At 39.6% G+C, this 16075-nt stretch carries 12 protein-coding genes; 11 read left to right on the forward strand and 1 reads right to left on the reverse strand.

Annotation, left to right across the window (positions count from 1 at the left end):
* Positions 1-9: 9 nt before the first annotated feature.
* The 3 genes from glpK to GYV61_RS02670 are packed head-to-tail and all read left to right on the forward strand — an operon-like array spanning position 10 to position 3273.
* Complete coding sequence (glpK, locus tag GYV61_RS02660; RefSeq protein WP_174794669.1) at positions 10-1512, forward strand: glycerol kinase GlpK; 1503 nt, start codon at positions 10-12, stop codon at positions 1510-1512.
* Positions 1513-1536: 24 nt separating this feature from the next.
* Positions 1537-2310 (forward strand): tyrosine-protein phosphatase, encoded by a 774-nt coding sequence (locus GYV61_RS02665; protein WP_174794670.1) that lies wholly within the window; start codon positions 1537-1539, stop codon positions 2308-2310.
* Positions 2311-2322: 12 nt separating this feature from the next.
* The gene (locus GYV61_RS02670) at positions 2323-3273 is read left to right on the forward strand and encodes a LacI family DNA-binding transcriptional regulator (RefSeq protein ID WP_174794671.1); all 951 of its coding nucleotides are present in this window, start codon (positions 2323-2325) and stop codon (positions 3271-3273) included.
* 248 nt (positions 3274-3521) lie between these two features.
* Here the strand turns inward: GYV61_RS02670 and GYV61_RS02675 are convergent, their stop codons facing one another.
* On the reverse strand, positions 3522-4640 hold the full coding sequence (locus GYV61_RS02675) for an NAD(P)-dependent alcohol dehydrogenase (RefSeq protein WP_174794672.1): 1119 nt from the start codon (positions 4638-4640) through the stop codon (positions 3522-3524).
* Positions 4641-4854: 214 nt separating this feature from the next.
* On the opposite strand from GYV61_RS02675, the gene GYV61_RS02680 reads away from it, so the two are divergent.
* From GYV61_RS02680 to GYV61_RS02715, 8 genes are all read left to right on the forward strand, one after another.
* Entirely contained in the window at positions 4855-6522 is a 1668-nt protein-coding gene (locus GYV61_RS02680; protein WP_174794673.1) for an alpha-glucosidase, read from the forward strand.
* Between the two features lie 11 nt (positions 6523-6533).
* Positions 6534-8258, forward strand: coding sequence for a glycoside hydrolase family 13 protein (locus GYV61_RS02685; RefSeq protein WP_174794674.1), 1725 nt, complete (start codon positions 6534-6536; stop codon positions 8256-8258).
* A gap of 153 nt (positions 8259-8411) precedes the next feature.
* A complete protein-coding gene (locus GYV61_RS02690) occupies positions 8412-10685 on the forward strand; it encodes a glycoside hydrolase family 65 protein (protein WP_174794675.1) in 2274 nt (757 codons plus the stop codon).
* Complete coding sequence (pgmB, locus tag GYV61_RS02695; protein WP_174794676.1) at positions 10670-11347, forward strand: beta-phosphoglucomutase; 678 nt, start codon at positions 10670-10672, stop codon at positions 11345-11347. The genes GYV61_RS02690 and pgmB overlap by 16 nt, the downstream gene beginning before the upstream one ends.
* Positions 11348-11351: 4 nt before the next feature.
* Entirely contained in the window at positions 11352-12458 is a 1107-nt protein-coding gene (locus GYV61_RS02700) for an ABC transporter ATP-binding protein (protein ID WP_174794677.1), read from the forward strand.
* Between the two features lie 70 nt (positions 12459-12528).
* The gene (locus GYV61_RS02705) at positions 12529-13752 is read left to right on the forward strand and encodes an extracellular solute-binding protein (RefSeq protein ID WP_174794678.1); all 1224 of its coding nucleotides are present in this window, start codon (positions 12529-12531) and stop codon (positions 13750-13752) included.
* Between the two features lie 66 nt (positions 13753-13818).
* Positions 13819-15177 carry a carbohydrate ABC transporter permease gene (locus tag GYV61_RS02710; protein WP_174794679.1) on the forward strand — a complete coding sequence of 453 codons (1359 nt, stop codon included), beginning with the start codon at positions 13819-13821 and terminating at the stop codon, positions 15175-15177.
* Positions 15178-15179: 2 nt separating this feature from the next.
* Positions 15180-16037 carry a sugar ABC transporter permease gene (locus tag GYV61_RS02715; RefSeq protein ID WP_045928744.1) on the forward strand — a complete coding sequence of 286 codons (858 nt, stop codon included), beginning with the start codon at positions 15180-15182 and terminating at the stop codon, positions 16035-16037.
* The last annotated feature ends 38 nt before the right edge of the window (positions 16038-16075 follow it).

A 16075-nucleotide genomic window follows, 5' to 3' on the forward strand; every position in this document is an offset into this window, starting at 1 on the left:
GGATCAAAGATGTTAAAAGAATATATTATGGCAATTGATGAAGGCACAACTTCAACCAGGACAATGATAATTGACCATCAGGGTAGAAAAATTGCCTCTTCACAAAAAGAATTCCCCCAATATTTTCCTCAACCAGGCTGGGTGGAACATAAGGCAGAAGAAATTTGGCACGCAGTGCAAACAACAATTGCCAATGCAATCATTAATTCCGGAGTGCGGCCACAGCAAATAGTAGGTATAGGTATTACCAATCAGCGTGAAACAACGGTAATTTGGGATAAAAAAACCGGCAAGCCAATTTATAATGCAATTGTGTGGCAATCACGGCAGACGACCGACTTAGCGGAAAAGCTGAAAAAAGATGGTTATAGTAATCTGATCCACAAAAAGACGGGACTGATAATTGACCCTTATTTTAGTGCCACTAAAATTCGCTGGATTCTGGATCATGTCGATGGGGCACAAGAAAAAGCCGAAAATGGCGAGTTGCTTTTCGGCACAATTGACAGCTGGCTTTTGTGGAACTTGACCGATGGTGAAGTTCATGTGACTGATTATACTAACGCCTCAAGAACGATGCTTTTCAATATTCACGATTTAACTTGGGATGATGATATTTTAAAGCTGCTTAATATTCCTAAAGTGATGTTGCCGGAGGTAAAGTCCAATTCTGAAATTTACGGCTACACCAAATCTTATACATTTTTTGGCGGGCGAGTACCCATTGCCGGTATTGCCGGTGATCAGCAGGCAGCTTTGTTCGGTCAGTTAGCTTTGAAAAAGGGCATGGTTAAAAACACTTATGGCACCGGCTCCTTTATCGTGATGAATACTGGAGAACAACCAACAGAATCTGACAATAATTTATTGACTACTATTGCGTATGGTTTAAACGGCAAAATTTCATATGCTTTAGAGGGTTCTATTTTTGTTTCCGGTAGCGCTATTCAGTGGTTGCGTGATTCGCTCAAAATGATTAAAACAGCAGCGGATTCGGAGAAGGCAGCCAGGCAATCAAAGTCTGAAAATGAAGTTTATGTTGTACCAGCATTTACTGGCTTAGGGGCACCGTACTGGGACTCCGAAGCTCGCGGTTCCGTTTTTGGTATTACACGTGGAACAAATGACAAAGATTTTATCAAGGCCACACTGCAGTCGCTGGCTTATCAAACGCGAGATGTAGTTGATACGATGCAAGTTGATTCGGGCATTAAAATTCCTGCTTTGCGCGTTGATGGCGGTGCTTCAAATAATGATTATTTGCTGCAATTCCAATCTGACATCTTAGGTATAAAAATTGAACGTGCTAAAATATTGGAAACTACTTCAATGGGTGCGGCTTTCTTAGCAGGCTTAGCCGTAGGTTATTGGCAAAATGTTAATGAATTAAGGGATATTTTCGTAGTAGGTAAAACTTTTGAACCTAAGATGCCTGAAAGCGAAAAGGAACATTTGTATCAGGGTTGGAAAAAAGCCGTGAAGGCCACCCAAGTCTTTGCACACGGTGAGTAATTATAATAAAAGGAGGACAACAAAGTGGCACATGATCGAATAATTGCATTAGATAGTCCGATGAACTTTCGCGATGTTGGTGGCTATCAAAGCGTAACTGGTCAGACAGTTAAATGGAATAAAATTTATCGTTCAGATTCACTCAGTTCTTTAACAGCAAGGGATCAGGTTAAATTAGCTAAGTTACGCGTCACTGTCGATTGTGACTTGCGTTCTGAATATGAAAAGTCCTCTTCACCTGATATGTCATGGCCCGATGTGAAATATGTTGATTTGCCGGTATATTCTGACAATATTAATGATGTGCAAAATAACCGCTCAATTTACCGCTTTTTGCATCATATTCCAGATATGCATAATAATTTTATTGGTCGGATTTATCAACAAACTCTGCTAAGTTCCCACAGCCAGGAAATGTTTGCCCGCGTTTTTGCGGAACTGTTGGAATTGCCAGAAGATGAAGCACTAGTTTACCACTGCAGTGCAGGTAAGGATAGAACGGGAATGGTATCTGCCTTGATCTTAATGGCATTAGGCGTAGACGATGATACTATTGCTCGTGATTATTTGTTAACCAATGAACTTTATGATTTTGCAGTTTCACGGCAATTACCAAGTAATGATGAAATTACGCAAATGGTTTCCAAAATGAACGTCACCAAAGGCGAAGGCATAGCAATTCGTGGCATTACGGAAACTATTCGTGGCGGTTGGGGCGATTTTCCTACCTTTTTTAAAAAAGTATTGGGCTTTAATGATGATGACTTGGCTCAGCTAAAACGAATGTACTTAGATTAGAGGCGGATCGTAATGGTAACCTTGCTTGATGTTGCTAAAAAGGCTAATGTTTCAAAGATGACAGTTTCTCGTGTAATTAATCATCCCGAACAGGTAACAGAGGAATTGCGTAAATTGGTTGAGCAGGCGATGGATGAACTTGATTATCATCCTAATTATGTTGCCCAGGCTTTGGTAAATAAGCGTACAAATGTGGTTAAATTTGTCACGCTAGAGGATGTTGATACGACAGAGCCATATTATATGAACCTGTTATTTGGCATTGCACGTGGGTTATCAAAAAAGCAATATGCCATCCAGCTAGTTACAGACAGAAATAAAATAGAAGATGGCAACTTTGACGGCTACCTGATTACTGGTGCCCGCTCCAGTGATTATGTTTTATTTGACAGCCTTAAAAAACCCTTTATTTTATTTGGCGAAAATCATCATGGCTATGATTATGTGGACAATAATAATCAGTATGGTGGAGAATTGGCGACAAAATATGCACTTTCGCGGTTATACCAAAACGTTATTTTCATTGGCATTGATGTCAGAGAGCCATTTGAGTATTCGCGTGAAACGGGTTACGTTAATACATTACAGAAGCATAAAAAGGTCCCTCAAATCTATCGTATTGCCAATCACAGTCACGCTGCGCAAGAAGTAATCAAAAATAATTTCCACAAGTTTCCTAAAGATACTTGTTTTATCTGTGCCAGCGATCGCATTGCTACAGGAGTGGTCAGACAATTGCAGGATGAAAAGGCTAAAGTTCCAGCTGATTTTGGTGTGATTGGGTACGATGGCGTTTTTCTGGATCAGGTTTCCAACTTGAAGTTAACTACCGTTAAACAGCCGATTTTTAAAATGGGTGAACTCTTGGCCAACATGCTCCTACGCAAAATTGATCAAAAAGGGTCACCTCAAGGAGAGGCACTAATTAAGCCTTCCTTAGTTAAAAGAGAATCAACCAGGTAAATATTAAGTACAAATAGAAATACACATAATAATCGAATATCAGGCCGATTACTATGTGCTTTTTTAATGGTTAAAACTGCTATCAAAAAGGCTAGTCAGTGAGAATTGAAACGATATAATTGAACTCACAAAAAATGCCAAAACAATTAAAAAAGTTTTGGCATTAATTATTTAAAAATAATATGACCCCCAAATCTGTCCTAAATTTGGGGGTCACATTTTCTGGGAAAAACTAGATTGTTTTTTTATTATTCAGGTTTGTAATCAGGATCGATAATTAAAACAGGCTTGATTGTTTTACCAGAAACTGAATCAGCATTAGCCTGATTAATATCTTCAAATTGATAAAACTTTTCAGTCTTATCAAACGGAAACTTTCCTAATTGATAAAACTCAAGTAATCTTGGTATGTCAACTTGTGGAATGGCGTCACCCATGTTAACGCCAACTACTTTTCTATCATCTACACAAAGATCGTTCCAAGTAGAAATGGTCAAATTCTGAGCTGTTACAGCAATTGCTGCGCAAGTGCCACCCTGTGCCAAAGCATCGACAGCATTTTTAATAACGCCAGAAACACCAGTAGTATCAACTGTCCAGTCAACACCATATCCGCCAGTTAATTCCTTGATCTTGGCAACTGGGTCTTCTTCTTTACTGTTGATTGTATGTGTAGCACCTAATTCTTTAGCTAATTCAAGTCGCTCTGGAACAACATCAACTGCTATTACTTTGGTGCAGCCACTAATTACGCCGGCCATCATTGCAGCTAATCCTACTGCGCCAGTACCAAAGACAGCAATGGTATCGCCTGGTCTAGCTTTAAGAGTGTTGAAGACAGTACCGGAACCGGTAACGTAGCCACAGCCAAGAGGGCCAACTTTGCGCAAGTCGATGCTATCATCAATTTTTACCGCGTTTCTCTGATCAACCACAGTAGTGGTAGTGAATGATGATTGGTTAAACATATCACAAATTCTGTGACCGTCTTTTTGGAAATGATCATCACCATCTGCGCGGACGCCAGAAAGATTATAGTCACTATAATGACGGCATTGGGTAGGGATACCCTTTAAACAATTATCACAAATACCATCAGCGTAGAAAGATAAAATTACGTGATCGCCTACATTGAAGTTTTTAACCTGGTCACCAACTTTTTCAACAATACCAGAACCCTCATGTCCTAGAATTACCGGGTAGCCAACACTTGAATCACCTTTGCGCAAGGCTTCATCTGAGTGGCAGATTCCGCTTGCTACCATATGAATTTGCAAGTCAGTTGGTCCTACTTCGTGCAAATCAATATTGTCTTCGATCTCAAACGGATCGCCCATTTTATTAACAACGGCAGCTTTTATTTTCATAAAAAAATCCTCCTTACTTGTTAGCGATTTCAAGATTATTGTGAACCCGTACACATAAAAATGCAATAGATTTTGAAAAAAAATATGCCTGAATATAACGCACTACACTAATTTATGTTGAACTAATAAGTATTTTTCTGATAGCGGTAACATTGCTATTACCATTGCCTCTCACCAGGCTTCTCCGCTAAACTTTAAGTGGAGGTATAAATTTATGACGCACTGGTATGAGCATGCAATAATTTACCAAATTTATCCCAAGTCTTTTCAAGACAGTAATGATGATGGTATTGGTGATTTAAATGGAATTAGGCAGAGATTACCATATTTACAACAGCTGGGTATTAATACTATTTGGCTAAATCCTGTTTTTGTTTCCCCGCAAGTTGATAACGGCTATGATGTGGCAGATTACTTTAAAATCGATCCACGAATAGGAACGATGGCAGACATGAAAGCTCTAATTGCTGCTTGTCACCAAGTAGGGATTCATATACTTTTAGATTTTGTTTTAAACCATACTTCTGATCAAAATGAATGGTTTCAAAAAGCTAAAAGTGATCCCGAAAGTCAATACCGCGACTACTATATTTTTGCAGGTGCAAATAGTAAGCGTCCGAATAACTGGGGCAGCTTTTTCGGTGGCAGTGTTTGGGAACCGGATCCGGCAGGTACGGGTCAATTTTATTTCCATTTATTTGACAAGCACATGCCTGATTTGAACTGGCGTAATCCCAAAGTAAGACAAGAAATGCTCAAAATTGCGGAATATTGGCTGGCTCAAGGAATAGATGGCTTGCGCCTTGACGCTTTTATTCATATTGCCAAGGCAGATTTACGGCAAAGTTTTCCGGTAAAGAAAATAGCAAATGAAGATGACCAAACGATAGTTGCTGAACCCTTTTTTGCTAATTTGCCCCAAGTTCAGAAATGGCTGCGGCCATTTTGTGCGCAAATAAAAAAGGATTATCCTGAAGCTTTACTTTTGGGGGAAGCTGCCAGCGCTAATGTTAACTTAGCAGCGGACTATACGGCAAAAGACCACCACCTTTTAGACAGTGTTGTTACTTTTCGTTATTTTAAGGATGATCAGCGTCACATTGATCCTAATTTGCCTGCAGATTTTCAGCCTAAAGGACTTGACTGGGATGCTTTTAAAAATACGCAGGTTATTTGGCAGCAAACTCTGGCGCAGGTTTCTCAACCTACATTATATTGGAGCAATCACGACATGCCGCGACTCGCTACCAGAATAGCGCAGACTGAAACACAGGCACGCAGCTTAGCAATGCTGATGTATTTGCAACGAGGAATCCCCATTATCTATTATGGCGAAGAATTGGGCTTAAAAAACCTGCTTTTTACTGCTGAAGAAGAGTTTAATGATCAAGAGGTAGAACGCTTTATCACGAAAGCTGCAGATTGGGGCTTAACAAAAGCAGAAGCATTGACAATGGTCAGTCAAGCGCACAAAATGCCGGCGAGAGGGCCGATGCCCTGGACGGCTAAAAAGCCAAATTATGGTTTTTCAAAAGTGAGTCCGTGGCTTAAGGGTCAAAGTCAAAATGACGCTAATGTTCAGGCCGAACTGGATGATCCTGACAGTATGTTTAACTTCTATAAACAATTGATTAGTTTGAAAAAAACGGCTTTGTTTCAATCAGGCAGTTTTTACTTGTTAGCAACTGCTAATGACAGCTACGTATACCAGCGGGATTTAGCAAATGATAGTGCAATCGTGGCTGTTTCACTAAGTAGTCAAAAATTAAAAATTAAAGTACCTAGTGAATATAGGAAAGTCATGTTAACTGCCGGACAGCATTATTTGAATGAGAATGAATTGATTTTGATGCCGTATTCTGGTGTAGTTTTAAGTAAATAATGGAGGAAAAAATGCAATTAGCAGCCCTGAAACATAGAACAGAAAGCGAAGACTGTTTTGTCATTAGTCAGCATCACGTGCGGATTAGGTTCCACAGTGCCAAAAATGATGTTAAAAAAGTAATAGTTCATTATACTGATAATTATCTTGATACCAAGACTGATAAAACCATGGCCATGACTAAAGCGGGACAAGGGCAGGTAACTGATTATTGGGTAGCAACTTTGAATGCTCCTTATCGCCGCCTTAAATATACTTTTGAAGTCATTGGCCAGGATAACAGCCATAAAATTGTTGGAGACCGCGGGATCAAAGATTTTACTGCAGCAAATTTAGCAGCTGACAGCAGCTACTTCAAATTGCCTTACTTGCATGAAATTGATCAAACCAAAACCCCTGACTGGGTTAAAAATACTGTCTGGTATCAGATTTTCCCTGAGCGTTTCGCAAATGGTGATAAAAATAATGATCCTCAAGGCACAAAACCGTGGGATCCGCAAGATCATCCCGGACGAGAAGACTTTTACGGGGGCGACCTACAGGGTATTATTGACCATCTGGACTATTTAAAGGAATTGGGCGTTAACGGATTATACTTGTGTCCAGTTTTTAAAGCCAGTTCCAATCATAAGTATGACACGATAGACTATCTGCAGATTGACCCTGATTTTGGTGACAAGGATTTGTTTGCCAAGTTTGTGAGTGAAGCTCATAAAAGGGGAATGAAAGTAATGCTGGACGCTGTCTTTAACCATTTAGGCGGACAATCAATGCAGTGGCAGGATGTAGTAGAAAATGGTGCTAAGTCAAGGTTTGCATCCTGGTTTCATATTAATCATTTTCCAGTTAAACCATATCAAGGACCTGAGGCAGGCGGTCCAAACTATGATACCTTTGCTTTTGAAGGGCAAATGCCCAAATTGAATACTGCGAATCCTGCAGTCCAAGATTTTCTGTTGGAAATTGCAACTTACTGGGTAAAATATTTTGATATTGATGCTTGGAGGCTGGATGTTGCTAACGAAGTAGACCATCATTTTTGGCGAAAATTTCATGATGCGGTTACTGCAATTAAGCCTGACTTTTATATCGTAGGTGAAATTTGGCATAGTGCACGTCCTTGGCTCAACGGTGACGAGTTTTCTGCAGTAATGAATTACCCGTATACTTTGCAGATTGAGGAGCATTTTTTACACAAAACAAAAACGGCTCAGGAACTGGTTGCGGCTCTGACTGATCAATTAATGATGTACCGCGACTGCACGAATCAGGCAATGATGAATATGCTTGATTCTCATGATACCGCCCGTTTACTGACGCTTGCAGGTGAAAATAAAGCGCTGGCTTTGCAAACCCTGACTTTTATGTTCATGCAGACTGGCAGTCCGTGCATTTATTACGGTACTGAAATGGGAATGACGGGAGGAGAAGATCCCGATTGCCGCAAACCAATGGACTGGCAAAAAAAGGGCACGCCTTTTTGGGATGAAGTGCAAAAGCTGATTGCTTTTAGAAATAACCATGCTGCTACTATAGGTAATGGCACAATCAGTCTAAGTGTTACGTCTACCGGCTTAATCCAAGTTAAGCGAATTGGTGCAGAAAAGATCACTGCTCTTTTTAATACAACACCTGATAAGATTGACGTTGCCACAAACGGCCAGGTGGTACTGAGTCAGAATTTTGCAGATGGACAACTTGCTGAGCACGGGTTTGTCATTGAACTTGCAAATTAATTTTAAAGAGTCTGAGAAAAATTATTTCTTCCCAGACTTTTTTAAAACATGATTCTGATACCGTTAACAGCGATTTTGCTATTGTCAAATACTCCATTTTTGCGAATAATGAAAGCGTAAACAAAAACCTCACCAAAGAGGGAGAGAAAGTAAATGAAACGAATTTTTGAGGTTGACCCATGGAAAGTTGCTACGCACAAGTTTTCCCCAGTAGATAAAAGGCTGCAGGAAAGCATTACTGCGATTGGCAATGACTATATGGGGATGCGCGGTAATTTTGAAGAAGGATATTCTGGAGATCAACTGCAGGGTACATACTTAGCAGGTGTCTGGTTTCCTGATAAAACGCGAGTAGGCTGGTGGAAAAACGGCTATCCTAAATATTTTGGCAAAACCATTAATGCCCCCAGCTTTATTGGAATTGGTATTACAGTTAATAATGAAAAAATTGACTTAGCCAAGATTAAATTTAAAGACTTTTATTTTGAATTAGATATGCACCAAGGCTTGCTTACCCGCAGTTTTATTTATGAAGGTGCGGATACTAAAGTTAAGTTTGAATTTCAGCGTTTTTTACATATCAAGCTAAAAGAAGCAGCTTTAATTACTGTTAAGGCTACTGTACTTGCAGGTCAGGCACAAATTGAGTTTAATTCAACGCTTGACGGCACAGTTACTAATGAAGATAGTAACTATAATGAACATTTTTGGCTTAGCTGTAATGAGAATGCTGAAAAGCGTTCCATTCAAGTGATAACCAAGCCTAATCCTTACGATGTGCCTCAGTTTACGGTTTTGTTAAAAGCAGGCCTAAGAAATAATAATCATGTTGTTGAGGGCGCTGTTAAAACTGCAACTGCAAAGTTAAGCGAGAAACTGGCAGTTACTCTAAATGCTGGTGAAAGTTACACTTTAGAAAAAGATGTGATCGTAATTACCAGTCGTGATGTAGCACCTGAAAAGCAAAGTGATCGTGCAGATGAGTTGATGCAACAATTGCAGTCAAAAAGCTTTGCAGAAAATTTGGCCGATCATACTGCAGTTTGGCAGGATCGTTGGACTAAAAGTGATGTAGTTATTACCGGCAATGATGAAGCGCAACAAGGTATTCGCTTTAACATTTTACAGTTATTCATGACGTATTATGGTGAAGACAAGAGACTTAATATCGGTCCTAAAGGCTTTACTGGTGAAAAGTACGGTGGAGCTACATATTGGGACACAGAGGCTTTCATCTTTCCGATGTATCTTTGTATCACTAAGCCGAATGTCACGCGGGCATTATTACAATACAGACATGATCAACTTGATGGTGCCTATTATAATGCTAGGCAGCAGGGCTTGGCCGGAGCACTTTTCCCGATGGTAACCTTTAACGGAATTGAATGCCATAACGAGTGGGAAATTACTTTTGAAGAAATACACCGTAATGAGGATATTCCATTTGCAATCAAACGGTATACTAGTTATACGGGAGACGAATCATACGTTAAGAACGAGGGCATGGATGTCCTAGTAGGCACTGCCAGATTTTGGGCTGATCGAGTCCATTATTCCAAGTGGCGGCATAAATATGTTATCCACGGAGTAACAGGACCTGATGAATACGACAATAACGTTAATAATAATTGGTTCACCAATATTATGGCGCAATGGGTACTGCAATATACATTAGAGAGACTGCCGCTTGCGGATAAGACTGCCCAAGAGCGTTTAAACGTAACTAAAGAAGAACAGGCAAAATGGCAAGACATTATTGACAATATTTATTTGCCTGAAGATAAAGAACGCGGCATTTTCTTGCAGCAAGATGACTTCTTGGATAAAGACATTAGACCAGCTACAGAAATTCCGCTTGACCAAAGACCAATAAATCAGCATTGGTCTTGGGATAAAATTTTACGGTCACCTTTCATAAAGCAAGCCGACGTATTACACGGTATTTATTATTTGGATGACAGGTTTACCAAAGAACAAAAAGAGCGTAACTTTGCATTTTATGAGCCGTTGACGGTACATGAAAGTTCCCTTTCCGCCTGTATTCATTCAATTTTGGCCGCGGAATTAGGGCGTAAAAAGCAGTCAGTAGAATTTTATGAACGCACGGCCCGCCTAGATCTCGATAACTACAATAATGATACGGATGACGGCCTGCACATTACTTCAATGAGCGGCTCATGGCTGGCAATAGTCCAGGGATTTGCCGGCATGCGGTATGGTCATAATCAATTAAGATTTAATCCTTTTGTGCCAGACAATTGGACCGGTTATAGTTTTAAAATTAATTATCGTGGACGCTTAATTAAGGTAGAAGTGACGCAGCAGGAGACGTGTATTACGTTAATTAGCGGAAAGGAACTAACGATTTTAGTTAAAGAGCAAAAGGTTACTTTAAAAGAGGGTGAACAAAATTGCTTAAAGGCCTGATTTTTGATTTAGATGGTGTCCTGACTGATTCAGCTAAATTTCATCTGACAGCGTGGAATAATTTAGCTCAAGAACTGGGTATTAAGTTGACCAGTGCGCAGTTAGATTCTCTACGGGGAATATCACGGATGGACTCTCTTGATTTGATTCTGAAATATGGCAAGCAGGAAAATAAGTACTCTAAAGCTCAAAAAGAAGAATTTGCGGCAGAAAAAAATGAAAAGTTTTTAGAGCAGGTTGAAACTATGACGCCAGCTGATATTTTGCCCGGAATTACAGAATTATTAGCAGATGCCAAAAAAGCAGGTTTGAAAATGTGTATTGCTTCTGCTTCTAAAAATGCCCCTAAAATCTTAAGTAAGCTAGGTATTGCTGATCAGTTTGATCAAATTGTTAATCCCGCTTTGCTGAAACGTGGTAAGCCGGATCCAGAAATTTATCAAAAAGCACAGCAGTTGCTAAAGCTGCATAATGATGAAGTGATTAGCTTTGAAGATGCGGCTGCCGGTGTTGCGGCAATTAAGGCTGCGCAGCAATTTGCAGTGGGAATTGGAGATAAACAAATACTTAAAGGAGCTGATTATATCGTTAAATCTACAAAGGAATTAAAGCTGGATAAAATTGTGGCGGTATTTAAGAAAAATGATAAGAAGGTAGGTTAAAGATATGGTTGAAGTTGACTTAAACCATATGTGTAAAAAGTATGAAGGCAATGATCACTATTCAGTGAAAGACTTTGATTTACACATTAAAGATAAAGAGTTCATTGTTTTTGTCGGCCCCTCAGGTTGTGGTAAATCAACTACTTTAAGAATGATTGCGGGATTAGAGGATATTAGCGAGGGTACTCTTGAAATTGATCACAAGGTAATGAATGATGTGGCACCCAAAGACCGTCACATTGCCATGGTTTTCCAAAACTACGCGCTTTATCCGCACATGTCAATCTACGATAATATGGCATTCGGCTTGAAACTGCGTCATTATCATAAAGATGAGATTGATAAAAGGGTACAAAATGCTGCCAGGATTCTTAATTTGCGTGAATATTTGGATAAAAAGCCGGCAGAACTTTCTGGTGGTCAAAGGCAAAGAGTCGCTCTGGGACGGGCAATTGTGCGGGATGCACCTATCTTCTTGATGGATGAGCCCCTGTCAAACTTGGATGCGAAACTGCGTGTTTCTATGCGGGCAGAGATTGCCAAACTGCACCAGAACTTAGGTACAACTACAATTTACGTTACTCATGATCAGACTGAAGCTATGACTTTGGCTGATCGGGTAGTGGTAATGTCAGTTGGTAAAATTGAACAGATTGGGACACCGCAGGAAGTATATAACCATCCGGTTAACCAATTTGTTGCCGGATTTATTGGATCACCGCAAATGAATTTCTTTAATGTCCACTATCATGATGGTCAAGTCTCTGATGGCAAGGGCCTTAATCTGGGAATACCAGAAGGCAAGTCAAAATTGCTTAATGAGCAGGGCTATAATGACCGTGACTTGATACTGGGTATTCGGCCAGAAGATATCCACGCAGAAGAAGCCTTTTTAGAAACTTGGCCTGATGCGGTGGTCGAATCTGAAGTCGTTGTTTCTGAACTCTTGGGAGCTACTATTCAGCTTTACCAAAGAGTGGATGAAACTGAGTTTGTTGCTAACATCAATGCCCGGGATGTTTATCAACCAGGGCAAAAAGTCAAGATGGGCTTTGATTTGAACAAAGCACACTTTTTCGACAAGGATACGACCTTGGCGGTAGTTAATTAGGGAATAAAATCAGTGACTTCAGTTGTCATTGATATAAAAACATGTTGTTTTATATTAGGAGGTAAATAACATGAGTATTTGGAAGAAAGTAGCTTTAGGAAGTACAGCAGTTTTAGCTGCAATGTCACTTGCAGCATGTTCTAATGGTAAATCAGATTCTTCATCAAGCAGCAGCAGTAATCAAAATACCAAGCTGACTTTATGGGTTGATACTAACCAGGTATCATACTACAAGAAAATTGCCAGTGATTTTACTAAATCACATAAGAACATTTCAGTGCGCGTTACACAAAGTCCAACCGGATCAGCTAATGCCAAAACTGATGTGGGCAAGGATCCTTCAAAAGCAGCCGATGTTTTTGAAGCACCTAATGATCAATTAGGTCAACTGGCAGATTCTGGTTATATTAATCCTCTGTCACCAAAAGACAGCAACAATATTAAATCTAATTACATTGACGTTGCAGCTAAAGGTGTAACTTGGAAGGGCAAGATCTATGCTTATCCATATGCACAACAAGCACAAACAGTGTATTACAACAAGTCTAAATTATCAGCAAGTGATGTAAAAGACTGGAAGACTTTAACCTCAAAGGGAGTTGTGGCAACAGACTTTACTAACGCTTATGTTATGTGGCCGGTATTCTTCTCTGCTGGTACAAAGCTTTATGGTGACAGTGGTGAAGATTTGAAGGGTTCAACCTTTAATTCTGCTAAAGGTGTTAACGCATTGAAGTGGTTTGCAGAGCAAAAGAATAATAAGGGCGTAATGCAGACTTCTAATGCTTTGAACCAATTGAAGAAGGGCAACGCTCAAGCCATCTTGGATGGTCCTTGGAATGCAGCTAACATTAAGAAAATTTTAGGTAAGAACTTTGCTGTTGCTAAGTACCCAATGATTAATGTCGGTGGCAAGAACGTACAAATGCAGGCCTTTTTGGGAATCGAAGGGTTCGCTGTCAATGCTCATACCAAGAGTCCTAAGGCTGCATCACAATTAGCAGCATTTATCACAGATAAAAAGTCACAATTAATTGCTCACAAAGAAGCTGGTCAAATTCCTGTTCTTAAGGAAGCAGTTAATGATTCAGTAATTAAGAACGATCCAGTTGCTGATGCGGTAATTGAAATGTCTAAACCTGGCAATTCAGTCTTGATGCCGAAATTACCACAAATGTCTGTCTTCTGGAACGATGTTCCTCCTCTAATCAATGGTGCATATGATGGTAAAGTTAAACCTGATCAATATAAAGCACAACTTGATAAATTAGCTAAGCACTCATCAAAGAAATAGTTAATTAAAATACTTAAAGGTTGGACAAGTAGTGCCCAACCTTTTTGTTCAAGAAGAGGAAGAATTATGTTTAGAAAGAAAAAACATGCGGCACCTGAGGCAACCTTTAAGGAAGTATGGTCTAAAGGCAATATTGCCACCAAATTATCATTCTTTTTTATGGGTTCCAATGCTTTGGCAAATAAGCAATGGGTAAAAGGTATCGCATTATTGCTGGCAGAAGTGGCCTTTATTGCTTGGTTTGTTTTTAGTGGCATATCGGCAATTAGTATGTTGTCAAGTTTGGGACCAATAAAAAATAAAAAGGTTGTTTATGATAACGCACAAGGCGTTTATATTACCAAGCAGCCTTCAAACTCCGTTTTGATTCTTTTGTTTGGATTACTGGCAATTATTATTTGTATTGCAATGGTTTACTTATACATTGTCAATCTGCGCTCTACCAGAAAAAATTATGTGCTCCAGCGGGATGGCAAACACATTTTAACCAATAAAGAAGAACTGGCAAACTTGTTTGATTCTCGTTTGCATGATACTCTGATGACTTTTCCAATCATCGGTATTCTCTGCTTTACCATTTTGCCAACAATCTTTATGATTTCAATGGCATTTACCAACTATAACCGGCAACACCCAATTGCCTTTTCTTGGACAGGATTTCAAGCTTTTGGCAATGTCCTTAGTGGTGACCTCTCAGGCACGTTCTTCCCAGTTTTGGGCTGGACACTCGTCTGGGCGGTAGCCGCTACGGCCACAACATTCTTTTTTGGAGTTTTGCTTGCCTTGTTGATTGAATCTAAAGGAATAAAACATAAAGGTTTCTGGCGGACAATCTTTGTGATTGTCTGGGCAGTACCTCAGTTTGTTTCTTTATTAATGATGGCTCAGTTCTTAGACTATCAGGGCGCGCTCAACAATATCTTAATGAATATCGGCTGGATTTCTCATCCGTTACATTTTATTGACAGTCAAGCATCACCTTTGGTAGCACGAATAACAGTTATTATTGTTAATATGTGGATCGGTATCCCGGTTTCAATGTTGGTTTCAACTGCGATTATTCAAAACTTGCCAACTGATCAAATTGAAGCTGCTAAAATCGATGGTGCTAATGCGTTACAAGTATTCAAATCAATTACTTTTCCACAAATATTATTTGTGATGGCACCTTCTCTTATTCAACAGTTTATTGGTAATATTAATAACTTTAACGTGATCTTCCTGTTAACTGGAGGAGCACCAATGAATAACAAGTATAATGGTGCGGGTTCTACCGACCTGTTGGTAACGTGGCTGTACAACTTAACCTTTGGTCAGGAGCAGCGCTACAATGCGTCAGCGGTCTTGGGTATCCTCATCTTTATTATTAGTGCGGTATTTTCATTAATTGCATACCGTCATACCAATGCTTTTAAGGAGGGCTAAAAATGAAATCATATCAAAATCAAAAACGCCTTTCACTCATTTTTCGTTACCTATTATTGATTATCTTGGCTGTAGTTTGGATTTTACCAATTATCTGGATAATATTAGCCAGTTTTTCCTATAATGATACGGGATTTGTTTCAACTTTTTGGCCTGACAAATTCACTTTTGACAACTACATTGGTATTTTTACTAATTCGCAGTATCCACTAGTCAGCTGGATTATTAACACCTTGATCGTTTCTATACTTTCAATGATCATTTCTACTTTTTTAACGATTTCGGTTGCTTATGTTTTATCACGGTTACGCTTTTCGTTTAGAAAGCCGTTCATGCAGATTGCACTGGTCTTAGGAATGTTTCCTGGGTTTATGTCAATGATTGCTCTTTATTACATTTTAAAGGGCTTAAACATGTTAAATCTGGGTGGCCTGCTACTGGTGTATGTCGGTGGAGCCGGACTGGGATTCTACGTTGCTAAAGGCTTCTTTGACACGGTACCATTTTCAATAGATGAAGCTGCTGAAATTGATGGGGCCACTAAATGGCAAATCTTCATGCACGTTGATTTGCCATTAGCTAAGCCTATGATAGTTTACACTGCTTTAACAGCCTTTATTGGTCCGTGGACTGACTTTATTTTCTCGGGAATTATTTTGTCAACCTCTGGCAATCCTAAAACATACACAATTGCGTACGGACTTTATAACATGGTGCACAACACTAAAGGCAATGCTACCGCGTACTTTGCGGAGTTTGTTGCTGGTTGTGTGATTATCGCTATTCCAATTACGATCTTATTCGTCTTCATGCAGAAGTTTTACGTTAACGGTATTACTGCTGGTGCAGAAAAGGGCTAGGACTTAGTAAGAAAAATGCGACTCTTAAGAGTCGCATT

It is taken from the genome of Lactobacillus melliventris (genome assembly GCF_013346935.1).
Taxonomy (GTDB): domain Bacteria; phylum Bacillota; class Bacilli; order Lactobacillales; family Lactobacillaceae; genus Lactobacillus.